The organism is Actibacterium lipolyticum, from assembly GCF_900184935.1.
In the GTDB taxonomy this organism is placed as follows: domain Bacteria; phylum Pseudomonadota; class Alphaproteobacteria; order Rhodobacterales; family Rhodobacteraceae; genus Actibacterium_A; species Actibacterium_A lipolyticum.
Genome location: NZ_FXYE01000002.1, coordinates 1,387,233 through 1,412,500 on the forward strand (window position 1 = coordinate 1,387,233; position 25,268 = coordinate 1,412,500).

Sequence of the window (25,268 nt, forward strand, 5' to 3'; positions counted from 1 at the left end):
CGCGAGGAACCCAATGGAACGACTACAGGCAGCAATCAAACAAGCCCGCGAAATGCGCGAGGGAACCGCTGGTCGACGTGTGCGCGCGGCCCAAGGCGGGTTTCAATCAGCATCCCTGCCGACGCAAGATGCATGGGCCGCGCTTAGCCCGCTTGAAGTTAAGCCCCCCAAAGGCAAACGCGCCCGGCTTGTCTCGCTTGAAGGCGGTGCCGACGCGATGCCCTATGACATGCTGCGCACCAAAGTCTTGCAGGTGCTGCACGAAAATAACTGGCGGCGTATCGCCATCACGTCGCCCACGGCGGGATGCGGTAAAACAACGACGGCTGCCAACCTTGCCATCAGCCTTGGGCGGCAGGTCGACATGCGGACCATCCTGATGGACATGGACATGCGCCGCCCGTCCCTGAAGAACGTGTTTGATCAGACCGGCGCACACAGCGTCCCTGACATTCTGGAAGGTCGCGTTGATTTCGCTCAGCAGGCGCGCCGGTTGGGCGACAACGTCGCCGTGTCTTTTAACTTCAAACACTACGGCGACCCGGCGGGGCTGTTTCTGCGCCACACCACCGAAACGATAATCGACCAAATCGAAGCGACATACCGCCCCGGCGTCATGCTGTTCGATATGCCGCCGTTGATGGCAAATGACGACACCGCAGCCTTCTTGCGCAATGTGGACTGTGCGATGATCGTCGCCGAAGCCGAAAACACCACCGCCGCGCAGATCGACATGTGTGAACGAGAGCTTGCAGCCCAAACCAATGTTCTTGGCGTCGTGCTGAACAAGTGCCGCTTCCCGGATGAAAACTACGGCTACGCCTATCAATGACCTTGGGACAGGCGACATGATGAAACCGCTTGCGGCCGCCGCCCCCCAATCCGCCGTTATCATCCCACATTTCAATGACCACACCCGGCTAAAGCGGTGCTTGGATGCGCTGCTTAAGGGCGGCCTTTCATCGGTCGAGGTTTTGGTGGTCGACAACGGATCAACTCCGCCGATCGATACGCTATCAGCGCGTTTTCCGACCGTCCGTTTTGTGACCGAACCCACAAAAGGCGCCGCCGCCGCACGAAACCGTGGTGTTCAGGAAAGCACGGCACAAAACCTGTTCTTCCTAGATGCGGATTGCGTCCCTGCCCCCGACTGGCTTGCGACAGCAAAACAAGTTGTCCGACCTAACGCAGTTATCGGCGGTCGTGTGGATGTCTTCGACGAAGGGTCGGGGCCGCGCACAGGTGCGCAAGCTTTTGAAACGGTCTTTGCATTCGCCCAAAAGGCCTATGTCGAAGAAAAGGGTTTCTCTGTCACCGCTAATCTTTTGACGACCCGTGATGTGTTCAGTGACGTGGGCCCCTTTGTGGTCGGCGTGTCCGAAGATTTCGACTGGTGCCAGCGCGCGACGGCAAAGGGGTACGCATTAACATACGCCGATGCACTTGCCGTAAGCCATCCAACGCGTACCGACTGGGCTGGTCTTAGGAAGAAGTGGCGCCGGCTAACCGATGAATCCTTCGGCCTGATCAAAGGTCAGAAACTTGGCCGCATCAAATGGGCCGCGCGGGCCTTGGCGATGCCGGTCAGCATCATTGCCCATATACCCAAGATACTGACCCATCGCAGCCTCAGCACCCCGCAAGAGCGATACCGCGCCATTGCGACCCTTGCGCGGCTACGCCTGCTGCGGGCAGGTTGGATGTTAGCGCAGGCCATACGTGGCTAAGGAATAGGAACAGCCCATGGACGATCAGAAGGCCCACAAAAAGCGCCTGTCAAAAGGCCAACGTCTATTGCGGCTTATTGGCGGTGTTTTGGACCCGCGGGCGTATCTGCATGCGCTGAAGCTGATCAACTATTACAACTATTCGCACGTCGTCCCGATGCGAAAACTGTCGCCCGGCCCTGATGCCGCGATCAGCCCCAACGCCGTATTTTCTAACGCAGAGCGGATAGAGATCGGGCGCGGACTGCGCCTTGGGGCGCGTTGCCATCTTTGGGCTGGCCCAGCGCATGGGCGGATTGTGATCGGCGATGATGTCTTGTTCGGGCCAGAGGTGATGGTCACCGCAGCCGGTTATCGGTTCAACGACGGCAGCCCTGTAACACAACAGCCAATGGACGAAGCCGACGTGTTTATCGGCAATGATGTGTGGCTAGGCACGCGCGCAATTGTTCTGCCGGGTGCGAAAATCGGTGACGGGTCGATCATCGGCGCCGGTGCGCTGGTTCGGGGTGAAATCCCGCCCTATTCCATTGCTGTGGGCGTACCAGCGCGGGTTGTTGGGCAACGAACACTTGAAAGCCAACCCTGAAATAGAAAAGGGCGCCCGTTTGGACGCCCCTTCCGAATTTTATCTTAACGAAGCTTAGGCTGCTTTGCGACGGCGGCGGGACAGACCCAGACCACCAAGTGCAGAGCCTAGCAGCACAAGACCAGCAGGCAGTGGAACTGCCGAAAGCTGAACGTTGATTTGTGCTGCGCTGCCTTCGATGCCATCCCAGCTGATGTTCAGCGTCGATGGGCCATTGCCAATCACAACATCCGACGAACCTACGCTGACGACGCCATTGTCAACGAATGTGTAAGTATACAGAACGGCGCCATTTTCGTCGGTCCAGTCTGCTTCCAGGCCTACGAAGCTGCCGGAAAGCTCAACCGCGGCGATCGCAGTCGTTGCCTTGCCAACAGCCGAAGTAAACTCAAACGACGCGTCGTAAGCAGTCGTGCCAGAACCGACGAGCGAGGTCGCCTGCCAGAACCAAGCAGCCTCATCTTCCAGAACATAGCTGCCGCCATTAGCCAAATTAGAAACGCCAGTGTTTTCAACAGTTGCCGCATTCGCGAAGAATGGAACAGTCGCAAGAACAGCAGCGGCGATAGTAGTACCAAGTTTCACAGGTCACCCCCGAAAAAATACATTGCAAGCCAAGTCTTAGGTCCCCACCCAAGTCTATTAGATCGTTGTTACTTAGTGTTTTAGCTATGTCCATGAAAAATTAAGGAATAAAGGCTAGGTCGACCCCAATTGTGGCAGGAATGCGGAATTGGCACCAAAACGGAAACGAAATAGCGGCGAGTTGCAATTTTGTCTTCAACCCTTAGGCGAATCGCACCGAAATATTAACAAATCAGCCCAAATTGATGGGAAATGATTCGGCGCAAAAGTTAAAATGCGACCTTCAATGCAAAAGTTGCCCGCTGAATTGTGGCACGCATTACTGGTCGGCAAACTTCCGCTAACGCCAAACGAACCGAACCAACCGGCTTGTTCTGCGCAGCTGCGCGCGCGCCTTCAAATTCTAATCTCTCACAACTCTTGGACAACGTTCAAAAAATCAGGACGAGCCTTCTAAAAAAGGGCTTCGGCGCATCCTTGCCAATGAGAGGTTGATGAGAATCGACCACGCCCGGAACGCGAGGTCACTCAACTTTTGGTAGTATTCAAAACCCTCACTCAGTAGTGTCCCTGCCAGTTAGCAAAGGATTTAACTCAAAATCTTCTGCCATCTTGGGAACAAGCGTCGGCCCAATAAGCGCCACACGAAGAACAGAATTCTAGGCGCAAAATAAGGACGATCTAGCGAATATGGGCATGTTGTTTCCAGATCTGCTTAGCCAGTTCACGTCAGTGTCTTGAAATAGGAACGACAGCTCACATTCAGGAACCGTAATTTGACTCCTCTTTGGCTCACACCATCAGAGGTTGAAACCTGGGAAGAGTGAATGAGCCAACTGTACACGGCTTACGCGCAACACGATGATGCAACAATCATCGTGAGCACGTCTGATGAGCTGAACGCGGCCGTCGAAGCCTTAACCGCACAGGGCGGTGGCACGATTTTGGTCGATGGAGATGGTGGCCCCTATGAGTTGTGGGCCGAAAACGCGGGTGGCTTAGATGCCCCGATCCTTATCAAAGCAGTCGATGCCACCAACCCGCCAACGTTTCACACCGTTAGCATCGAAGCGTCATCGTATTTGACGCTGACAGAGATGCGCATCGATAGCTCTGAAGTTTACGGAATACGCGCCGATTACCTGCGGGACATCAATGTAGCGGCCTCAAACAACATTGAAATCGTGAACAACGACATGTCCAGCGTCGCCGATGGCTATCTGGATGGCACGGGCTCGGCGATACAGGGCGAAAGCTGCGCGCTGATCCGAGACAGTGAAAACATCACCTTTTCGCACAACACGCTAACCGACTATTACTTTGGCGTGACCGTGACAGAGGTTGATGGGCTGATCTTCTCTGGCAATGAGCTTTCTGGCATTCAAGGTGATGGCTTGCGCGGGGGCGGCATCCAGAACGCCGTGATCTCTAACAACTATATGCACGACTTTTATGGCACGGTGCAGACGCTGAACCACTCGGACATGATCCAGATCTGGGGCGGCGGCGCTGAAACGATTTCGGCCAACATCGAAATCAGCGGCAACATTCTGGATTCCGCCAACGGCTCTGGCACGCAGTCGATCTTTATCCGCAATGAAAACTTCGGAGAGAGTGGCGAAACTGGCGGTTATTACCAAAACATCGTCATTCACAACAACGTGGTCCACAACAGCTCTGCGCATGGGATTTCGGTTTCTGACACTCAGGGGCTGGAAATCTATGAAAACACGGTGCTGTGGAATGAACTAAGCGTGATGGTTTCCAGCCCAGGGTCCGCCCCGGTAAGCCGCGTGCCCGAAATCCGTCTGCGCAATACCTTGGACAGCGACATCCACCATAACTTTGTTGGCCGCATTTCCGTGGATGAAACCGAATATGTGGGCGACAATTTTGTGGTCTCTTACACGGACTACACATCGGCAATGTTCGTGCATAACCATGTGGTGAACTTGTCCGGCGCAGGCGACCTTGATCTGCGTGACCTTCGGATTACCAACGACAGCCCCGCCAATGGCAAATACGGCGCTGATGCCAGCTGGTTCAGCGCCTCGACCGCCCCGTTGGAGGCGTCGATATCCATCAGCGAGGTTGGCAGCGACCGCCAGACAGTGGAACTGACCGCTGAATACAGCCTTACCGATGGCACCCCGATTGACCCTTCTACCGCGCAATTCATCTGGACCTTTGACGACGGCACCACGATGTCGGGCGTCAGCATAACACCAACCTTTGAAACCGCCGGGGAACACAGTGTGACCCTGACGGTCATCACCAATGACGGGCAAACCGAAACGCTGACCCGCGTGATTGAGGTTCGCAGCAACGAAATCTTTGAGCTGAACTTCGGGGGCACGGCGCAAGACACCTCTCAGTGGGACTCGATCATCACTGTTGAAGATCCAAACGGCACCGCGCTGACGGCCACCGGGACGGACGGAACCGGTTTTCACCTTGATGGGGACAGCTTGCTGACCATCGACCGCGACAACCTTCAACTGTTCGAACTTGATAGCTTTGCGATCGAATTTGATCTGAAGCTGGATACGGTCGCCCAAGACGGCGCATTGATCCGCATGTCGGGCACGATGGATCTGTTCCTCAACGATGACGGGTCGCTTTTCTTCCGGCTGTTCACCGACGAAGGTGCGTTCGAAATGGTTACCCCGGCCGCCGTGCTGGATGACACGCAATGGCACACAATCGCCATTTCATACGACTCGAACACACAGGTGCTGAACCTGATCGTTGATGATCAGGTGGTCGATAGCATGACGGCAAGTGGGACCACGGCGTCGGCTGGGTATCACGGGCTGAACATCGGTGATCCTTGGGCTGAAAGCGTGCACGCTGTCATCGACAACTTCACCATGTCCACTGAACCGGTAGAAGGCTGGACCACCGGCGGCACGACGCCCAGCACAACAATTTCATCCGGAAGCGTTCAACAATCGGCACCCCCGGCAGGTCTGAACGCCGAACTTCTTTATGAAAGCCAAGACGGGCTGGTGATTGAGGTCAATTCAACCGATCCCTTCACCGTTGGGCGTGACAATGACTTCTTATTCGGGCGCGATGACTTTCGCATTGAACTGACCTTGGAAACGCAGGCCGCAGGTGTCGAAGGTGTCTTCCTTTATATGCCGAAATCCATGGTCGCAGAGGTCGATCCGCAAGGGCACATTCGGTTCACGCTAACCACCTCTGATGGCGAGTTTGAGCTGCGCAGTTCGCAAGCCGTCTTCGAAGAGCCGGGCAAACATGACATCGCGATCATCTATGACGCTCAGCTTGGCTACCTTCAGATAGAGGTTGATGGCCTGGTGCAGGCCCAGACAGAAGCCACAGGCACGACATCCGATGAAACCCATTGGGGCCTAACCGTCGGCAATAAATGGAGCGACGGTCTGGACGGAACATTCGTTGATTTCGAATTCTACGGCGATGCCACGATGAATGTGCTTCAGCTTGCGCCATCAAATGACCCTGCTGATCACCGTATGTCGTTTGAAGGTGCCGTTCACGACGAAATACAAAACACCACGGTCTTTCGCGATATGCCGGGGCAGGCTGAATATGTGACGGGGACCAGCGGGCAGGCCTATCACCTGAACGGGACAAACAGTATCGGGTTTGAGCGGGGCGAGGTCGCCCTGAACGACAGCGACAGTTTTACAGTGTCGTTCGACTTCCAGCTTGATACCGCGGGCGAAAGCGGCCGCGTGATGCACCTGCACGAGGTCATGGATACCTACATCGACGACAATGGCTTTATGCATGTCGAACTCACGACGGATGAAGGCACCTATCACCTGATCAGCGAAACCACCGACTTTGACGACCAAGACTGGCACACTGCAACAATCGCCTATGACAGCGAACAGGAAATCCTGTCATTAGAGATTGATGACCAGATCACCTTGCTGAATGGCACAACCGGAACAACGGCGGATGCGTCGAACTGGGGTCTGACCATCGGCAGTGCGTGGGGTGAAAGCATCGAAGGTAATGTCGATAACTTTGTGTTCATAGACGAGGTTGAAGAAGAATACCTGAACGAGCTTCTTCTGGTCTGACACCTAACGGCGCAGTGCGGTACGCCCGGCCAATTGGCCCACAGGGCGCCGTACGTCACGCGCGCGCACCTCGCGTGGTGGAAAGCGGGTATACGCGTTGGTAGGGCGTTTCTGAGGCTCTGGTGCCAGCCCTTCGTTAGTGTCCTTTTCATCGTAGAACAGCATCCACACGCCGCTTCCCAAAACGAAGCACATGATGGATGCCATTTCGCCCCACACGGCCACTGTGGCCAGTGTCAGCATCAAGCTGACCATTGTGAACGACCAGCCCAGCCGCAGGGTCGCAACATACCCATCCGCCTTAAACGGGCGGCGGCCGATGCCGATCAGAATCGTAAGGAACGCGGCGAACAGGGAAAAGAACGCAGGCGTGCCAAACATGACCGCCACCATCAGCCAGTAGTTGTCCAAGCTGCCGCTCATCCACGTCGGCAGCGGGAACCGGTTATAACCAACCCCAAGGATCGGCGTCCGGTGAATTTGCGCCATCCCGTATTCAAGCAGCGTCAGGCGCAGGCGGGTGGTGTGGGACGCGAAGGTTAGTTTTGACACAAGCGCATAGATGCCAGAGCCCTTCGTCGCCATCTCGAGGAAGATGTAGAAGATGGTCGCAACGCCCATCGTCATACCCCATTGGTTTGGAACCGGCCGCGTGGCCATTCCCCAAATGATGATGACGATCTGAATCCCCAGCGACAGCACCGGCCCGCTGGACACAGACAGGAAGCAGCAGATGAAGATGATGCCTGCCCAAACGATCCGCTTGAAAAGCCCCGTTACGTTCCGCAACCCAACGAAAACCAGTGAGAAGCTGAGCGAGCAGAAAAGCCCATAGTGGATAGGGTGGGAAAACACGACCTGCACGCGATCAAGGCCAAGGCGGGGGTCATAGTTAACGTCAACCACGCTCCAGACGCTTGGAATTTTGTCGATCAGCAGCGGGATGATGAAATCACTGGTCTTAGTTTCGTACAGAGCCAGCGGAAAACTAAGCAGAACAGCCCAGCCCAGAAACCTTATCGCGGCTTCGAAATCACGCGGCGTGCGAATGGTGGCGCGGGCGACAAGATAGCCCCCCAGCAGGATGATGGCGTTTGACCCGGCGTATTGCACAGCAACACTTGGGCTATTTACCGCCATGGCCAAAGACCGCCAGAACACGTGGAAAATGATCAGCCCATCCACCAGATGAAACCGGCCATATTTGCCGCGCAGTAGGTTGATAAACAAAAACGGGACAACCACGATAAACAGCGCGCGGGACGGGGTAAACACAAGTGATCCGACCGAAAAGAACGCAGGCGTCAGCAGGCTGATCAGTGTCAGCTTTGCCAGCAAGGCAAGGCGAACACGTTCGCCTTTGGCCTTTTCTTTACGCGCGTCCAGATAGGTCAAACCGGCCTCATCCTAAGTTTCGCCCTTTGCGCAACCATACCGTTCTAACCCCGATCGCCAACATCACTTTTCAACGACTGCGGCCGGGCGCTGTGTCTCTAACGTGCGGCCATAGGCCAGAAGTGGGCCTTCGAAAATGCGGAACGATATGATGGCTTGGATCAGCGTCACGGCAAGGCACAGCAATGTCATTGCCCAGAATTGTATGCCGCCCGGCACCAAGCGCTCTGCCAAGATCGTAAGCGCGTATAGATTGAAGAAGTGAAAGAGGTAGATGAAGTAAGAATAAAAGCCGAGCTTACCCAACATATCCGTTGGCAGGCTTTTGAACCCCTTAAAGCGGGTTTCGAACAGGGCAATGAAGATGCATGTCGCCAGCGTAACCAGCGTAAAGAAATGCGACTTGCGCAGGATTTCACCGGATTGCCCGACAAGCACGACAAAGATCAACGCTGCAATCAAGATCGGCAAAACCGGAAGCTTCTTGCGGATCATCACAGCCGTCAAACCGCCCAGCGCGATTGAGTCCAAACGCGCAAGCGGCAGGTAATAGATGTCATCAAAACCGCGGAAGTTCAGATAGATGCGAAGCCCAATGGGCAGAACCGCCAAAGCGATCAGGAACGCATTGAAACGCTTCTTGCTGAACCAAGCAAACAGGCCGAAGGCGATATATGCAAACTCTTCAACCGACAAAGACCACGTGATGCGAAACGGGATTTGGTCAACGCCTTCGAAAAAGATGAACCAACCCGTCAGGAACAGGTAGTTTATCCAAATTTTGTCGGCCAGCTCTTCCTCATACCCCAGTACTTTCGACGCGATCAGATAGACCGTCACAGCAACGAAATAGAGCGGGATAATGCGGAACACCCTGCGCAAAAAGAACGTGCGTATGTGCCCGGGACCAGAGCGTTCGACAAGAAACCGCGTAATCAAAAAGCCACTGAGCGGATAGAAGACATCGACGCCCAGAAAGCCATATTTCATGAACCATTTGGCAACGGCATCAAGCTCTGCCGTGTCATACCGGGTGGCAACGTGAAACACGAGGACCATGATGATGGCCCCGGCGCGAATACAATCCAGCAGCGCCGAACGGTTGGAGGGTCGAAAGGTAGCCATAGGTGATTGTTGTTCCTGCTCGACTGTCTCAATTTTCAGGGCGCTAATGCTGCCGTGGTCTGGCACGGCAACCGAAAACATGCACCCGCTGGTTTGTAAATCCTGAACCTGTGGCAGTAATTTGGCACAAGTTGCGTTTGATTGCTGTTTTTACGGCCCTTGTTGCCCCTGCTCAACTTTCCGGCGCGGATTGCTTTAGTATTGCCTTCACGCTTTTCGGCGGGCCCATCCCGTTGATGGCCCGGATCAAAGCCCACGCCTCTGCGTAATACCCTTTCAGCGTTATCTGTAACGCCTTCGCCAATGCATAGGCATATGCGATGGGCAGGGAAAGCGGGCGGAATCGGCGAAGGAACAGCATGCGGCTGCGGTATTTGAAATAGTGCGAAAACGGCGATGCGATGCGCGAAAGGGTTGGGGACCCGATTGCCGTTCCAGCGCGGTGATAGACCAAGAAGCCATCGCAGCACACAAGCGGCAGGTCGCCCCGGCGCAAAGCCCAGTCGACCTCTTCATAGTAAAGGAAGTAATCTTCGGCCATTGGCCCTGCCTTTTCGCAGAACGCACGCGAGGCAACCATGTTGGCACCGGTCACGAAATGAAGTTCACCCGGCGCAGGAAGCGGTGTCTTGGGGTGGGGTTGGCCAAGGTTGATGCAGTCTGTCACGCCGGTGCGGAAATTGATGCTACCGCCATCGACCTGAATCATATCCGGCTGGTGGAAATAGTTCACCCGCCCGCTTAGCATGCCGTAGGTCGCTCCGCTGGCAAGCTGCGCCTTCAAGGCCGCAACCGATGCTGGCGGCACCATGCTGTCGGGGTTCAGAATCCAGAAATGGTCAATCTCGGGGAAAGCGGCCAAATACGCTTGGCCCACGTTAACACCGCCCGCATAGCCGCCGTTTTCACCCGCGTGCAGCAACACCACATCCGCCGCACGATCGGGCGCTAGGTCAGGCCGGCCTTCGACAAGGTTGATGGGCTTGGGCGCCGGGGAAAGCGGGAATGGGCTGTCTGTTGGTGCGGTGTATTGCGTGGTGCCATCGGCCCAGTTGCGCATCACCTGCACCGTATCATCGGGGGAATTATTGTCGACGACGACAATCCGAAGGTCCGGGTCTTGCGCCGCCAAAAGGCTTTCCAGGCAATCAAGAACAACGTCGCCCGAATTGAAGCTGACGATTATGACGCCGACGGTGGGGTTGGTCATACGATGCCTCGAAATAGCAGATCAATTGAACCGGGCTATTTACCAAGCCGGACCTAAAGGGGGCTGGTCGTGCGCTTATTCGTCCAGCGAAAGAAGCATCTTCGTCGAATACTTTTCGCCGCTGGGCATTGTCACGAACAATTCGACCTTCTTCTTTCCACCACCTTCAAACGCATAGCTGGCTTCGGGGCCGTCGGCCTCTTTCCCACCTTCGAACTTCCAGCGGAATGTCACGCCCTCTTGTTGGGTCAGGAAACCCTCGGGGCCGGCGCTGAAGCTGGCGTCGAAGTTGTAACCATATCGGCCACTGGCGCGCGTCACGCGAATAAGCGGCGTTACCTCGGCCGGTTCATTTTCAAACGCCAGCCGTGTTGCGCCTGCCTTTTCTACATCAAGCGGGCCACCGGGAAGGCTCTGAAAGTGGGCGAGTGTCGGCACAGTGTCGAATGGCGGCGCGACGAACATATCTGCGTAGTAACCGGGCGCGAACGGTGATTCATCCTGTACCGGAACGTTGCCCTCTACCTTCCAGCCATCTTGGCCTGCAAAGCCTTTGATCGCGCTGGTGACATTGTTTTCGATCACAACATTCTGCGATTCAGGCTTAACATTGATCCGCGGGATCGCGACGGCACCCATACGGGCGGAACCACGCGATGGTCTGGTGCGCAGAACACTGTTGTTACGAATCACAAGGCCGATCGTCTCGCCTACTGAAATACCGTGGGACTGGGCATTGATAATCACGTTGTCTTCAATTGTGATGTCGCGGTACCACATCTCGGGGCCAGCTTGGCCTTTGTCGACAACCTCGTTCCGCAAAAAGATGGACTGGCTGAAAAGGCCCGTACCCGAATTCATGGTATTGCCGCGAATGACGATATTCTGGCTGGCACGCGATGCGCCGCGCGACCACATCTGGATCATGTCGGCGTGGTCTGCGATTTTCTCAGACCGCTCAAAGTCGTGGAAGTAGTTATCCTCGATCAGCACGTTATCGACGGAAACCAAGTTCAACCCGTCAGACCGAAGGGAGTGAAGATTGTTGTTCCGGAATACGACAGAGGCGACGTTGTTCAGAATCACACCGCGATAGAACAGACGAAATTCCGTGTTTTCGATCCGCACATTATACGAATCGCGCACAAACAGTGCCTGTGCTGCAGGGAACCCATCTTCGAAACCGTTGGTTCCTGCGGCACGATCCCCAACAAATAGAGAGTTCAGAAACGCCACGCGGCGGGCTTCTTGAACCATGTAGGGGCGTGTTGCGTTCGGGTCTTGGCCCTTCGCAAAGCGATAGTTGAATTCAATTCCATCAAAGGTCAGATCAGAGACCTTGCGCAGAAACAGGCCAGAAAACCGTGCGCGATCATCGGCATCGGACGAACACAAAGTTACCGTGCTTTTCCAGCCAGACGCCTTGCGGGCAGAGCCCATAATACGCAACGTACCATAGTCACCCGGCGCCAAAGCGAAGGTTTCACCCCCCCGCGCGAATTGCAAAGCAGAGCGTAATTCTTCAGCCGATCGAACGATTGTCTGATCTTTCGAATCGTCCAAACAATTGGCCATTCCATAGGAAGCAGACAACAGCACGCACAGCGCCGCCGCAAAGTTTCTCAATCGGAAGGCTATCATTCGACCTCTCCTAGCTTTCGTTTTTCGTCACAGTCCCGCATAAGACCTTAGAACAAAACAGAATGGTTACGACCTGCGGATTGTTACATGCACAACGAACTCCCTGCTCGCACCTACGTCAAGGCAACAAAGCGCGGACTTAACCGTCTGTCTGGCCTGCGTAACTTTCTTGTCACGTCCAAAAGGTGGTTTTACCGCCACCTGTGGGGAATGGACATACACCCCACTGCACAATTTTCACTGTCAGCCAAATTTGACCGTACGTTCCCAAAAGGTGTTCATGTTGGCAAAAACAGCTATGTGGCGTTTGATGCGCGCATTATGACGCATGACAGAACCCGTGGTTTGTATCTTCACACCCGAATCGGCGAAAATTGCTTCATCGGGGGGGGCAGCATGATTCTGCCCGGAGTTGAAATTGGGGACAACTGCGTTGTTGGCGCGGGATCGATTGTCACCAAGTCCGTCCCTGCAAGGTCCGTCGTGGCCGGAAATCCGGCGCGGATACTGAAATCTAACATCGACGTCGGGCCTTTTGGGCGCTTCACCGATGCTGATGCAACCGAAAGCGCGTTGGCAGAGCAGGGAAAGACCTAGTCTGCGCCGCCCGTTGGTTAACGACACCTTAGACCCAAGAACGATTGATTAGCGTTTTCCTTTCATCCTGGCCTCATCCTTGTGCGGCTTTTGATGAGGTTTACGTCCGTGATCAGATCGTGTTTCAGGCTGGCAACTGCTGGCCATAGCATCCAGCTCTTTGTCTTCGTGCGCCTTGTGAAAAGCATCGTTTCGATTTTCACACCGCGCGCGCCGCGCCCCCACGAACAGCCAAGAATCAGGACGGCACGATCGTGTCGAAGCCTGCTTTGGACGTTGTGCAAGACGGCCGCCGGTTGCCCCGCAAGGAAGGTGACGGCCATGATGATAATGATGGGAATTTCCATCGCTACAGCTGCTTCGACGAGCGAGGTTTCAACCCCGCCAGAGGCCGAACTTGCAATGACCGAGCTAAGCCGGGATCGCACGCTGTTTGATAGTGGCTTCGCGCTCGGGTTGAACACGGGGAAAATTCCGCTTTCTGGCACAGGAACGGCAGGTCACGTGGTGCAAGCGCGCGCCTACTCGACGGATGATTCTGGGGCCAGTTCGACCAACTGGGTTGATATTGCAACAGTCGACGACTTCGGAAACTGGTCGGGGGAGCTTTCTGCACCGCGAAATGCGTCTTGGTATCGGCCCGATGTACGGTTGAAAGCCCTTCCCGGAATCGCGGCGATTGGCGGAAACCGTTTTGGCGTCGGACATGTCATTGCGTTTTGGGGCCAGTCCGAGGACGAGCGATTCCATAGCACCTATTACGATCAGACGACGGCCCCCGCCCTGTTGAACGAAGATGCTGTTCAGTACATGTACTTCGATCGTGCTGGCAGTGACGGGTTGGTTCATACACACGTCACCGACGCCACACCGGTTTCTGCTGCGGTGGCTGCGTTGGCCAATACGCTGTTGTCTGAACGCCCTGACGACAAGTTCGCGCTTGTCGCGCAAACCCACAGCGGCACCTCCCCAATGCAAATGGTCAATGACAGTGACACCGGTCGCGACTGGTTTACGGACAAGGCGCTGCATGATTATGCCACGGCGGATGGTCAACAGGTCGGGCTGGCAACATGGTCGTGGTTTGCTGCCCCCGGATCACTGGGTGCCTTTTACGAAGAGGCTCTGTTTCCGCTGTTTACGGGCCTGACGATGGATGGCGCGCCGTTCACAACACCGGCCGCGCATGCGTATGGTTTTTCAGGCTCTATCCAATACGACCACACGTTCCTAGAGATTTACGACCCTGCCTACACCCGATGGGCGCCCCTTGGTCCGCACCGGTTCGATATTCCCGAAACGATGCAAGACGCCACGCATATCGCCAACGGCGGGACCGAGGTAACAAACCTGCTGAACAAGCAGCTATCGCGCGAAAGCTGGCGATCCATGATCACGAATGCCAATGCCGGCGGAGTCTTCCTGCCGTATGGCGTAGAGATGCTGACCTATCAAAACGGTGTGCCTGACGGTTTTGGGGGTTGGACAGACTGGGCCCATCCCGCAGGTGGCACGACCGACGGCCTGCAGCAGCGCGCCAAGCTGTTCGCACATTCGATCATGCAATCGGCGGGAATGGTCGGCTGGGACGTGCCTGAGTTCGACCACTGCGAATGGGAAGCTTCCGGCGCTTACGTGGAAATTTGGTCCAGTTCTGGGCCGATCACCACAACGCGGCTGGCACGTGGCGAAGCCGCGCTTGACGATAGCTTTGCCCATTGGACCGATATCGCCGGGTGGCAGATCAACGGCATCCCCGCGCAAAGGGCAGAGGTTGTTGCCGGGCGCGTTCGGATTTACCCGAACAGCGGCACGTTCACCTATGCCGACGTGATCAACTTTGGCGAAGGTGGTGCCTCTGGGATGTTGGCACACCCCGACGATTTCTATGCTGCACTTTGGGAAAACCTGCCAATCGTCGACGTCGGCGCGACGGGTTTGGAGGGTATCCCGGTTCGCGCCCTGCCCGATCCTGCGGTTCTGGCAAATACGCTGCCTGCCTCGACACCGTTCTTCACCACTACGGCGACGGGGCCGCGTTTTGAATCGCCAACAAATATTCCGGCGAACACAACAGCCATCACCATCGCCGGGCGGGTGCGCGTTCCTGCGGCAAGCATCAGCAATGACAACTTGTTTGCCTTTACCTCAACCACATTCGACGCACAGATCCTTAGCTCTGGTGCCGTGCGGATGACGCTTGAAGATAGCACTGGCGCAAAGATGGTGCAGGCACAGTCAACCGCAGATGGGGTTTTCCCATTCGATCAATGGGTCGATTTCGAAATCGCTGCGGATCAGGTGAACGGTTGGCTTAAGGTGCGGCTGAACGGGGTAGAGGTGTCAGAGTTTACGTTCACGCCCGGCTCTGGCCTGTTCACCACCTCGCGGAAGGCGCGGGTTTTGTATCAGAACAGCGATTCAAACCAGCTGATCGCGGATGTTGAACGCGTGCAGATTTGGTATGAGGCCACCACTGACGGCAGCGCACCGACAACGGTTCCGGTCAAGGAAATCTCTGGCGATGCAGACACGATAAACGCCGATGCATGGATGGTGGGCACGCCAGCGGCCTAGGCGATACCATCGTAGCCGGACAAATCAAGCGGGTGGGAAACAAGGGAAGCAAGCTTTTGATTGCTTTGGTCGTACCTGCCCGCGAATTGTTCGCGCACATAGTCGCTAACCGGGTGCCTTCCGCCAAGGATCGAAGACAGCGGCGGACGGCGCATCGCGAAACCGACAGCCCGATAAAGGGTTCTGTTTTCCGCCCCAAGTCCGATGACCGGGTTCGGGTGCATTGGTCCTTTTTGGAAGTGGTTCGCCCGGCGAAGGAACGGAACGGCGTATTCCGGGTAACTTGGCGCGCGGACGGTTTTGGCATCCTCTGACAACCCTGAAAACTGAGTGTTGCCGACAGCATCGGCAAGTGCACGCGCGGCACCTTCCATATCTGCTGTCAGGCTTTCTTGGGTTAGGACGTACACATTTTCACGGCCGAACAATCCCTGAAGATGGGCGATCAAGCGGTGATATTCAAAATGTTCGGGCGTAAAGGCAAGGTAACCAAAACTCCGCTCGCCGGCGAAGAACTGATCGAAAGGCATCGTGCCGCCGCGCAATATATATTGCATGTAAATCGACGGCAGGATGCGCATCTGCGAACGGATAGACACTAGGATTTTCGCGTCTGGCGCGATTTGCTTAAGGCGCTCGGCGAAGACATCGCTTTCATGACCGCCGAAAAACGGGTTGCCCGATAGGATCTCGGACGAGATGACGCGCACCGCACCGTTTGGGATGTTTTCAGATTTTGCCGCGATTTCGTTTCGCATCTTTTCGGGGTCGAAAAGCAGGCCGTGCGGGTCGGTGATAAAGTCGTGCACCTCGGCGTGGCCAGCCACAGGAATGAAACCGTTTTCAGCCCGGAACAGATACTGCTGCATCCATGTCGTGGCGGTTTTGTGGTAGCCAACATGGATAAGTAGAGGAGCAGCCATCTGTATTTCCTTTTCCCGCCTCAGCGTGCGACCCGGGCCATAACATAGCCCTTAAGCGCAGTCATCGACGCCAAACTAAGGCCGAACATCGCGATGCAAACGGCGCTTGTCCATATCGGGGCTGCGCCATCTTGTGCGAACCAATCACGCAGCGCCAGCGCCACCATGAAGCCCAGCGCCACCGCGATGGAACCCCAGACCCTGCTCAACGGGTAACCAACGCGGCGCCCTAGCAAGAACAGCGACACACACATTGCCACCAGCTCTGCACCGATTGCGACCCAGATGATGTTGATCAGATCATAGCCGTTTGCCGCCAGATACCATGACAACGGCAATGAGGCGACGCGACACAGGTTGGCCCACATCGCGTTGTCCGTCTTTGCCTTGGCCAATGCCACGACCGCCGGACCGGACTTGAACACCCGCACGGCTTGAAGGATCGAAAGCCACAACAGCAGCGGCACCAGCGGCGCGTATTTTTCGCCAAGCACCGACTCAACTAAAAGCGGGCCCAGCAACATGATTGCCGCGATCTGTAGAAGGCCGTTTAGGATATTCGCCTGTATTGTTGCCGCGCCTATACGCTCAAAACGGTCTGGATCGTTCGCGGCCGACAACTGTGGCAAAAAGAAAGACTGCAGACTGCGCGCCAGAACCAAAGTCGGTGTCAGGGTAAGCGTAAAGCCCATGGCGAACATCGCCAACGGCACCATCCCCAGTTCGCGCCCAATGACCAGCTTTTCACCATTGAACACGGCGAAAAGCAGTAAGCCATTGATGAGCAGCGGCCAGCCAAACCCCAGACCACGCGCCATAATCGAACGGTCAAGCGTTGCCCGATACCGTGTTTTGGCCACCAGATGCGACGTTACCAGCGTCAGGACACCTTGCGCCAAAACCGCATACAACATCACGCGGTAGTCACCGAAGATGCCATTCAGTGGCCAGACCAGCGCGACAGATACCAGCGCGGGCACCGAGATTGTCAGGATGTGGGGCAAATAGATCATCTGCCGCTGCAGACGAAACACATCGAAATGCACAAACCCATTCAACACCGGCACCAACGCCATCAACTGATAGGCCCAAGCGACCTCTGGCACGCCAAGGAAATTGGCCAGCGGGTATGCGATCAACAGAAGGAAACCACCTGCCAACAGCCCCCGCAACGCCTGAAAGCCTTGTAACCCTGCCTGTAATTTTGGGTCTTCGCCATCCTTCGCCTGCACGATCAGTTGTTGCAGGCCCAGCTGGGAAATCATTTCAACGATTGCCATGCTCAACGCGAAGGTCGCAGCGATGCCATAGTCTTCGACGCTGATCAGGCGGGCGACCAATAGATTGCGGACCAACAGCATCAACGAACTGAAGGCATTTCCCGAAAGCAGCAGCAACGCGGACCTGAACATGGGCAAATCCATCGGGATTTTGTGCAATAGGGTCAAGAACTTTTGCCCTTTGATGCTTTGAAAAGCTATAAATGAGGGAATGTAGGAAATCCGCATCTGCGAGGGGTTGGCGATGATAGGTTTACATAGGCACGTTAAGCGTGCGGTTCTGGCGCTTGCGTTGTTGTCAGGTTTGGCATGGCACCCCCCCGCCGCATACGCCGAAAGTGGGTATGCAGTTGATAAGCCGCGCTTCTTTGAATGGCACGTCGACCACGATGAATTCGGTGGTTTTTCTGGAATTCTGGTCGAAGACGGCGGGCGCGCGCTTTCCGCGCTGTCAGATCACGGCACTTTGTTTACAGGCGTCATCGAACGTAGTGGCCGGGAAATCACCGGTATCAGCGAAGCAACGGCGCACGCACTGAACGACCCGGGCAAGCCGTTCACGCCGTTCCAGCGCGACGCCGAAGGATTGGCACGCGCGCCAAAAGGCGAACTTATCGTCGTATTCGAAAGCTACACCCGGGTGAAAAAATACACCCAACTAGGAAGGCGCGCGCGGTCATTGCATCATTGGGAAGCCTTCAAAGAACTGTTCGGGAATGAGTCATTCGAATCCGGCAGCTATTTACCTGACGGTCGGCTTGTCGTCTTTGTCGAAGGTTCGGGCGAGGGCGAGACAACAGATGCCTATACCTATGACGACATCTTCTGGGATGGCCCCTACAAATTCCCAACCTCAGACGGTTTCGCGATAAGCGGTGCCGATCTGGGCCCGGATGGGCGGCTTTATATTTTGGACCGCAAATTCAGCATCACCAAAGGCTTCACAAGTCGTATTCGAAGCTTTGCCTTGGATGCAGAAGAAATGACCGAGCGCACGTTGTTTGAAGGAAAGCTGGGTAACGCCGAAGGCATCGCCGTTTGGGAAAATGATGAAGGCGAGGCCACGATCACCCTGATTACCGACAACGGTTTTGGCAAACGCGAAAAGACCTATTTGATAGAATTCGACCTACACGATGGGAAGTCGTGGCAGGAAAGAACGTTGGCCAACCCCTTTCCTGCTCGCGGCATACCAATTCAGTAAAGTCCACGTATCCCGGTTGCCGACGTACCCGTTGCAAGCACGCGTGTCACGCGTAAGGGAAACGGCACCCCGGCGGCGATGAACACATCGCTTTCGTCACCGCCTGCGGTGATCACGCGCACCGTGCCGGCAACCGAAACGTTAAGCGCGCGGGTCACATGCGCCAGATCGGTCAAATCATCTGGAATGATTTCTTCGATACGCTCTGCGGGGCTGTAAAGGCTGGTGGCGAAGTCTTTGAAACTGTCGTTTGGCATCTGGTGATCCCTCCATGTTCTTTGGGTTTACGCGTGCGAACCTATGAACATGGCCTTTACGCGCCCCTAGCGCACCGCGCGCAACAAAGAGGTTTGGCGCAACACAGGCTGCGCAAACATCCATTTGCCGCCCAAAAACCATGCACCCTAGCCTTTATTATGGACTAGCCACTTGAAACCCTGCGGGCAGCCCCCACCCAGGTGCCGCGTTTCTTGCTGGATTGGGCGGCCCCTTCCTAACATCAATCTGACTATGGACGGTGAGTTTGACTTCACCGATAGCCGCAACGGCGTGGCAATTTTCGTCAAGGGCCCAGATTGGGCGCGCAGCAATGGCGCTGCATCCTCATTCCGACAGCTGTCGGACTGCGGAAACGCGATTGCAAACAAGCTTTGTGTTTCCTGACTGAAGTAGCGGCGACACCTGAAAACCGGTTTCGCACTCATCACGAAACCGGAGGCGGCCATGCCCAAGCGACACCAGATTTCCCACAATTTAACCTGCCTTATATCGCGCAAAAACAGCTTTGCTTTTGGCGCGAATGATGGCTGCTCACCCTCTTTTCACATCCATTCTCATGACCTTTCCCTTCAACCTGGCGTCTGATTACAGGCCAGAAACTCTCTGCAAAGGATACGAACATGTCGTATATCCAGCCCAAAGAATTCGCGACCAAGATGGTCGATGCTGGCGAATCCAAGATATTTATGGCGACCAAAGATACGTTGATCCGCTCTTATATGGCGGGCGCGATCTTGGCGCTTGCTGCTGCGTTCGCGGTGACAATCGCGGTTAACACCGGAAACTTTCTTGTCGCCTCTCTGCTGTTCCCGGTGGGCTTTTGCATGCTCTACCTTTTGGGTTTCGACCTTCTGACTGGGGTGTTCACCCTTGCCCCGCTTGCCGTCATTGCAAAACGTCCCGGCTGTACTTGGAAAGGTGTCTTTCGCAACTGGGGCCTCGTGTTCTGCGGCAACTTTGCTGGTGCGATGACGACGGCCGTCTTCATGGCGGTTATTTTCACCATGGGGTTCAGTGAGGAACCCAACGCGGTTGGCCAAAGGATCGGACAGATCGGTGAATCCCGGACAGTGGGTTACGCGGCCGCTGGCAGCGCTGGGATGCTGACAGTCTTTATTCGCGCCGTGATGTGTAACTGGATGGTTTCCACCGGTGTGGTTGGCGCGATGATGTCCAGCTCTACCTCGGGGAAGATCATGGCGATGTGGATGCCGATCTTGGTCTTCTTCTACCTCGGTTTCGAGCATTCGATCGTGAACATGTTCCTGTTCCCATCGGGCATCATGCTGGGCGGCGAATTCACTTGGTTCGACTACTTTGCCTATAACGAGATCCCCGTTGTTCTGGGCAACCTTGTCGGCGGTCTGACCTTCGTTGGCGGTATGATCTACGCCACCCACTTCAAAGAGTCGCCAAAGCGGAACGCAGCGGTTGGCCGGAATGACGACAGCGCCACCATGCCGGCTGAATAAACACTGTTCTGGTGGCCCAGCATTTATCGGGCCACCAGTTTCATTTCTCGGGGAGGAGCGACCATGCCCAAAGACGCGCCCATCCAAAACGCCCCGTGCGTTTCGATCGGCCAATATTCTTCGGCTGGTCGCAAACCCGAAAACCAAGATTTTCATGGCGCGCTGGTCCCAGAGGGCCGCGCGCTGACCCTTAAGGGCATTACGCTTGCCATTGCGGACGGGATTTCATCAAGCGCCGTAAGCGCCGAAGCCTCGGAAACAGCAGTAAAAAGCCTTTTGACCGACTATTACTCAACACCCGACGCCTGGACGGTAAAGACCGCAGCAACCCGCGTGATTGACGCAACCAACGCTTGGCTGCACGGACAGAACTCTGCCGTTGCTGATATGAACGTGGGCCGGGTTTGCACCCTATCAGCGTTGATCCTTAAAGGGCGCGACGGTCACATCCTGCATGTTGGCGACAGTCGCGTGCAACGCCTGTCGGGGTCCAGCCTTGAACCGCTTACCAATGATCACCGCATGATACTTTCGTCCGAGGAAAATTATTTGGGCCGCGCCTTGGGGGCCGAACCCCGGATAGAGGTCGACTATCGTCAGGTCCCACTATCGGTTGGCGACGTATTTTTGCTGACCACTGACGGGGTGCACGACTTCACCGACGCCCGCGCAGTACGCACCGCCCTAGCCGCCCCCGACCTTGACGCCGCCGCGCAAGAAATAGCGACCGACGCATTAGAACGTGGTAGCGACGACAACCTAACGGTTCAGATCGTCCGGATTGACGCCCTTCCAGCCGCAGGTGTTGAGCTTGCCGTTGATGGGGCAAAGTTGCCGGTCCCGTCGCTCCCAAAGGCTGGGGACATCATCGACGGGTTCCGCATCATCCGCGGGCTACACTCAACCGCACGCAGCCACGTCTTTCTTGCCGTTGATCCAGATTGCAATCGGGTGGCGCTAAAAATTCCCGCATCCGAAATGGCGCAAGACGCGGACTATCTGCGCCGGTTCGTTTTGGAAGAATGGATCGCCCGCCGGATTTCGTCTGCGCATATCCTAAAGGCCGGAAAAGTGCCCGAACAACGCAGTGCCCTTTATGTAGTGACTGAGTTTGTAGAGGGATGCACCCTTAGGCAATGGATGACGGACCATCCCCAGCCTGAGCTGGAACAAGTGCGTGACATCATCGCGCAACTCGCCACCGGCCTACGTGCGTTCCACAGACGAGAAATGATTCACCAAGACCTGCGGCCCGAAAATGTGATCATCGACAACGACGGCACTGTCAGGATCATCGACCTCGGCTCTACCTCAGTCGCCGGGGTCGAAGAAGCCGCGCCCGGCACGCTTGGCGCCATGCCCGGAACCTATCAGTACACCGCCCCAGAGTATCTGTCGGGCGATCCGGTCAGTTGGCGATCGGATCAATACGCCCTTGGGGTTATCGCCTATGAGATGCTGACAGGCCGACTGCCCTATGGCGCTCAGGTTGCCCGCATCCGATCCCGTCGGGATCAGGCCCGGCTGACATATGCAACGGCCCGCGACGAAGAAAGCGGCGTACCCGATTGGATGGACGTTGCACTTCGTCGGGCCGTCAATCCTGATCCATTGCAGCGCTATGATGCATTGTCCGAACTGGTCGGTGACCTAAAGCGCCCAGGAAGCACGTGGAATGCCAGTCGTCATGTCCCGCTGGCAGAACGTGACCCGGTCCGATTTTGGCAGGGGGTTTCTCTCTTCCTCGCCGTTTTGTGTCTCATCCTAGCGGTTCAATTATCAGCCTAACTTTTTAAACAGGAGAATGAACGATGAAAGACCTTTCGACGCCAGACTACCTTACCAAAGAAGATGTAACCGCGCTGATCATCGCCGCAAAGAAGACATCAGGCCTAAGTTGGGAAGCGATTGCCACCGCGATCAACATGTCGCCCGTCTGGACACATTCAGCCTGCATGGGCATGAACGCGATGCCGTCGGATAAGGCGCAAGCCCTAGTCACAACGCTCGATCTTCCGGCAGAAGCCGTAGCAGTTTTGGAAGAGAGCCCCACGAAAATCTGGGACCAAACCGTGCCGACCGACCCGTGCATTTATCGGCTTTATGAAATCGTCGGCGTCTATGGACCGACAATCAAAGCCCTCATCCACGAAGAGTTCGGTGACGGCATCATGTCCGCAATCGATTTCAACATGGAGGTAACCCGCGTCCAGCACGAAAAAGGCGATAGGGTTAAGATTGAAATGTCGGGCAAATATCTCGCTTACAACGCATGGTGACAGGTGGGGACCACCTATTTTGGGGCTAGCCGGTGAACACCAGTTCGCTAGTGCTGCCCTTCACCGGATTTTTTGGATCGTTCGGGGATTGTGCTTCATCTGATTGCGGATGTGATCGAAGACGTTTCGTATCTGCTTTCCGCTCCCGGGCATCCGTTTGAGCACGCGGTTGGGATCACTCACCCGCAGGCCGATGATGCGCCCCGCCCGCCACGCTAATCATCCGGTTGGCGTCCTCCTCGTGATCCGGCGACGCGTTTGTTTCCGAGCCGTGATTTTCATTGATTTTGTGCTTGGGATTGTCGCGCCATACTGCAAACGCGTATATCGCCCCAAGGGGCGCTGATTTCTTGTTCTTATATTTTTGATTTTTGGTTGCGGGAGTAGGATTTGAACCTACGACCTTCAGGTTATGAGCCTGACGAGCTACCGGGCTGCTCCATCCCGCGCCAAATTGTTTGCTTCACGCGCATTTTTTTGAGTGAAGCCATCGATTTGAGAGATACGTTTTGTGCTTCTTTCTAGGTTTGGCGGTGACCTACTCTCCCACGTCTTAAGACGCAGTACCATCGGCGCGACGGCGCTTAACGGCCGAGTTCGGGATGGGATCGGGTGTTTCGCTCGCGCTATGACCACCAAACCGAGAAAGAAGCACAATATACCAAGTCAAGTTTCACAATGAAGTGTATGCTTTCAGATCAGTCAGCCTTGCTGTTACTGGATCAAATCAAGCCTATCGGACAATTAGTACCGGTCAACTGAATGCATTGCTGCACTTACATCTCCGGCCTATCGACGAGGTGGTCTACCTCGGTCCTCAGGGATACCTTGTTTTGAGGGGGGCTTCCCGCTTAGATGCCTTCAGCGGTTATCCTTTCCGATCATAGCTACCCAGCACTGCTCCTGGCGGAACAACTGGTACACCAGTGGATCGTTCACCCCGGTCCTCTCGTACTAGGGGCAACTCCTCTCAAGTATCCTACACCCACGGCAGATAGGGACCGAACTGTCTCACGACGTTCTAAACCCAGCTCACGTACCTCTTTAAACGGCGAACAGCCGTACCCTTGGGACCTGCTCCAGCCCCAGGATGAGATGAGCCGACATCGAGGTGCCAAACACTGCCGTCGATATGGACTCTTGGGCAGTATCAGCCTGTTATCCCCGGCGTACCTTTTATCCGTTGAGCGATGGCCCTTCCACTCGGGACCACCGGATCACTATGGCCGTCTTTCGACTCTGCTCGACTTGTCAGTCTCGCAGTCAGGCTGGCTTCTGCCATTGCACTCAACGAGCGATTTCCGACCGCTCTGAGCCAACCTTCGCGCGCCTCCGTTACGCTTTAGGAGGCGACCGCCCCAGTCAAACTACCCGCCACACAGGGTCCCGGATCCGGATAACGGACCGCGGTTAGACATCAAGCAGAACAAGGGTGGTATCTCAAGGAAGGCTCCACAGAAACTGGCGTTTCTGCTTCGAAGCCTACCACCTATCCTGCACATGTTCGGCCTAATGCCAATGTGAAGCTGTAGTAAAGGTGCACGGGGTCTTTCCGTCTAACCGCGGGAAGCCTGCATCTTGACAGGCAATTCAATTTCGCTGAGTCTATGTTGGAGACAGCGGGGAAGTCGTTACGCCATTCGTGCAGGTCGGAACTTACCCGACAAGGAATTTCGCTACCTTAGGACCGTTATAGTTACGGCCGCCGTTTACTGGGGCTTCAATTCGAGGCTTGCACCCCTCCTTTTAACCTTCCAGCACCGGGCAGGCGTCAGACCCTATACGTCGTCTTGCGACTTCGCAGAGCCCTGTGTTTTTAGTAAACAGTCGCCACCCCCTGGTTTGTGCCCCCAGCCAATACTTGCGTAGAAACTGGGCCTCCTTCTCGCGAACTTACGGAGGTATTTTGCCGAGTTCCTTCAACATAGTTCTCTCAAGCGCCTTGGTATTCTCTACCAGTCCACCTGTGTCGGTTTAGGGTACGATCTCATGGAGGGCTATTTCCAGGAACCTCTAAACGGCCTGCCCAATCCGATAAGGGCAAACAATCTTCGAGATCCGTCACATCCTCCTGGCCCAGGAATATTAACCTGGTTCCCATCGACTACGCCTTTCGGCCTCGCCTTAGGGGTCGGCTTACCCTGCTCAGATTAGCTTTAAGCAGGAACCCTTGGACTTTCGGCGACAGGGTCTCTCACCCTGTTTGTCGCTACTCATGTCATCATTCTCACTAGTGATCACTCCACCGGATCCCTCACAGGCCGGCTTCACAGTCAAACCCGAGCCTCCGGTACGGTCGAAACCGCAAA

General features: G+C 55.6%; 18 protein-coding genes, 1 tRNA gene and 2 rRNA genes (1 of these 21 only partly in view). 10 read left to right on the plus strand and 11 right to left on the minus strand.

The features are described 5' to 3' along the window. Nucleotides 1-13: 13 nt before the first annotated feature. Genes COL8621_RS15415 through COL8621_RS15425 form a run of 3 tightly spaced genes read left to right on the plus strand, consistent with a single transcriptional unit; the run spans nt 14 to nt 2,316 of the window. Nucleotides 14-832 carry a tyrosine-protein kinase family protein gene (locus COL8621_RS15415; RefSeq protein ID WP_093968174.1) on the plus strand — a complete coding sequence of 273 codons (819 nt, stop codon included), beginning with the start codon at nt 14-16 and terminating at the stop codon, nt 830-832. Nucleotides 833-848: 16 nt separating this feature from the next. Continuing rightward, a complete protein-coding gene (locus COL8621_RS15420; protein ID WP_235823903.1) occupies nt 849-1,727 on the plus strand; it encodes a glycosyltransferase family 2 protein in 879 nt (292 codons plus the stop codon). Between the two features lie 16 nt (nt 1,728-1,743). Next, complete coding sequence (locus COL8621_RS15425) at nt 1,744-2,316, plus strand: acyltransferase (RefSeq protein ID WP_093968175.1); 573 nt, start codon at nt 1,744-1,746, stop codon at nt 2,314-2,316. Nucleotides 2,317-2,370: 54 nt separating this feature from the next. Here COL8621_RS15425 and COL8621_RS15430 read toward each other — a convergent pair whose 3' ends face one another. Further along, nucleotides 2,371-2,901, minus strand: a complete 531-nt coding sequence (locus COL8621_RS15430; RefSeq protein WP_093968176.1) for a VPLPA-CTERM sorting domain-containing protein — start codon at nt 2,899-2,901, stop codon at nt 2,371-2,373. Nucleotides 2,902-3,728: 827 nt separating this feature from the next. Between COL8621_RS15430 and COL8621_RS15435 the strand changes: the two genes are divergently transcribed. Beyond that, entirely contained in the window at nt 3,729-6,977 is a 3,249-nt protein-coding gene (locus COL8621_RS15435) for a LamG domain-containing protein (protein WP_093968177.1), read from the plus strand. Between the two features lie 3 nt (nt 6,978-6,980). Here the strand turns inward: COL8621_RS15435 and COL8621_RS15440 are convergent, their stop codons facing one another. From COL8621_RS15440 to COL8621_RS15455, 4 genes are all read right to left on the minus strand, one after another. After that, on the minus strand, nt 6,981-8,372 hold the full coding sequence (locus COL8621_RS15440; protein ID WP_093968178.1) for an O-antigen ligase family protein: 1,392 nt from the start codon (nt 8,370-8,372) through the stop codon (nt 6,981-6,983). Nucleotides 8,373-8,435: 63 nt separating this feature from the next. Further along, a complete protein-coding gene (locus COL8621_RS15445; protein WP_176438511.1) occupies nt 8,436-9,497 on the minus strand; it encodes an acyltransferase family protein in 1,062 nt (353 codons plus the stop codon). A 172-nt stretch (nt 9,498-9,669) separates the two neighbouring features. Further along, entirely contained in the window at nt 9,670-10,707 is a 1,038-nt protein-coding gene (locus COL8621_RS15450; RefSeq protein ID WP_093968180.1) for a glycosyltransferase family 2 protein, read from the minus strand. Nucleotides 10,708-10,782: 75 nt separating this feature from the next. After that, on the minus strand, nt 10,783-12,348 hold the full coding sequence (locus tag COL8621_RS15455) for a right-handed parallel beta-helix repeat-containing protein (RefSeq protein ID WP_093968181.1): 1,566 nt from the start codon (nt 12,346-12,348) through the stop codon (nt 10,783-10,785). An 87-nt stretch (nt 12,349-12,435) separates the two neighbouring features. Here COL8621_RS15455 and COL8621_RS19410 point away from each other — a divergent pair, with 87 nt between their 5' ends. Both COL8621_RS19410 and COL8621_RS15470 read left to right on the plus strand, forming a co-directional pair. Further along, nucleotides 12,436-12,945 carry an acyltransferase gene (locus tag COL8621_RS19410; protein ID WP_093968182.1) on the plus strand — a complete coding sequence of 170 codons (510 nt, stop codon included), beginning with the start codon at nt 12,436-12,438 and terminating at the stop codon, nt 12,943-12,945. A 321-nt stretch (nt 12,946-13,266) separates the two neighbouring features. Further along, on the plus strand, nt 13,267-15,522 hold the full coding sequence (locus COL8621_RS15470) for a LamG domain-containing protein (protein WP_141137901.1): 2,256 nt from the start codon (nt 13,267-13,269) through the stop codon (nt 15,520-15,522). Here COL8621_RS15470 and COL8621_RS15475 read toward each other — a convergent pair. Together COL8621_RS15475 and COL8621_RS15480 are read right to left on the minus strand one after the other, a co-directional pair. Further along, nucleotides 15,519-16,445, minus strand: a complete 927-nt coding sequence (locus COL8621_RS15475) for a hypothetical protein (RefSeq protein ID WP_141137902.1) — start codon at nt 16,443-16,445, stop codon at nt 15,519-15,521. The genes COL8621_RS15470 and COL8621_RS15475 overlap by 4 nt on opposite strands. A gap of 20 nt (nt 16,446-16,465) precedes the next feature. Then, complete coding sequence (locus COL8621_RS15480) at nt 16,466-17,857, minus strand: oligosaccharide flippase family protein (RefSeq protein ID WP_176438512.1); 1,392 nt, start codon at nt 17,855-17,857, stop codon at nt 16,466-16,468. A gap of 112 nt (nt 17,858-17,969) precedes the next feature. On the opposite strand from COL8621_RS15480, the gene COL8621_RS15485 reads away from it, so the two are divergent. Next, nucleotides 17,970-18,929 carry an esterase-like activity of phytase family protein gene (locus COL8621_RS15485; RefSeq protein WP_093968187.1) on the plus strand — a complete coding sequence of 320 codons (960 nt, stop codon included), beginning with the start codon at nt 17,970-17,972 and terminating at the stop codon, nt 18,927-18,929. On the opposite strand, the gene COL8621_RS15490 is transcribed toward COL8621_RS15485, so the two are convergent. Continuing rightward, the gene (locus COL8621_RS15490; RefSeq protein ID WP_093968188.1) at nt 18,923-19,186 is read right to left on the minus strand and encodes a spike base protein, RCAP_Rcc01079 family; all 264 of its coding nucleotides are present in this window, start codon (nt 19,184-19,186) and stop codon (nt 18,923-18,925) included. The two genes, COL8621_RS15485 and COL8621_RS15490, sit on opposite strands and share 7 nt — an antisense overlap. A gap of 642 nt (nt 19,187-19,828) precedes the next feature. Between COL8621_RS15490 and COL8621_RS15495 the strand changes: the two genes are divergently transcribed. The 3 genes from COL8621_RS15495 (at nt 19,829) to cynS (ending at nt 22,959) form a co-directional block, all read left to right on the plus strand. Continuing rightward, nucleotides 19,829-20,680 (plus strand): formate/nitrite transporter family protein, encoded by an 852-nt coding sequence (locus COL8621_RS15495; protein ID WP_093968189.1) that lies wholly within the window; start codon nt 19,829-19,831, stop codon nt 20,678-20,680. 63 nt (nt 20,681-20,743) lie between these two features. After that, nucleotides 20,744-22,468: a bifunctional protein-serine/threonine kinase/phosphatase gene (locus tag COL8621_RS15500; RefSeq protein ID WP_093968190.1), complete on the plus strand. Its 1,725-nt coding sequence runs from the start codon at nt 20,744-20,746 to the stop codon at nt 22,466-22,468. Between the two features lie 23 nt (nt 22,469-22,491). Next, entirely contained in the window at nt 22,492-22,959 is a 468-nt protein-coding gene (cynS, locus tag COL8621_RS15505; protein ID WP_093968191.1) for a cyanase, read from the plus strand. 372 nt (nt 22,960-23,331) lie between these two features. On the opposite strand, the gene COL8621_RS15510 is transcribed toward cynS, so the two are convergent. From COL8621_RS15510 to COL8621_RS15520, 3 genes are all read right to left on the minus strand, one after another. Further along, nucleotides 23,332-23,408: transfer RNA gene (locus COL8621_RS15510), tRNA-Met, on the minus strand. Between the two features lie 76 nt (nt 23,409-23,484). Then, nucleotides 23,485-23,599: ribosomal RNA gene (gene rrf, locus COL8621_RS15515) — 5S ribosomal RNA — on the minus strand. A gap of 83 nt (nt 23,600-23,682) precedes the next feature. Next, nucleotides 23,683-25,268, minus strand: a 23S ribosomal RNA gene (locus COL8621_RS15520) (it continues 1,240 nt past the right edge of the window).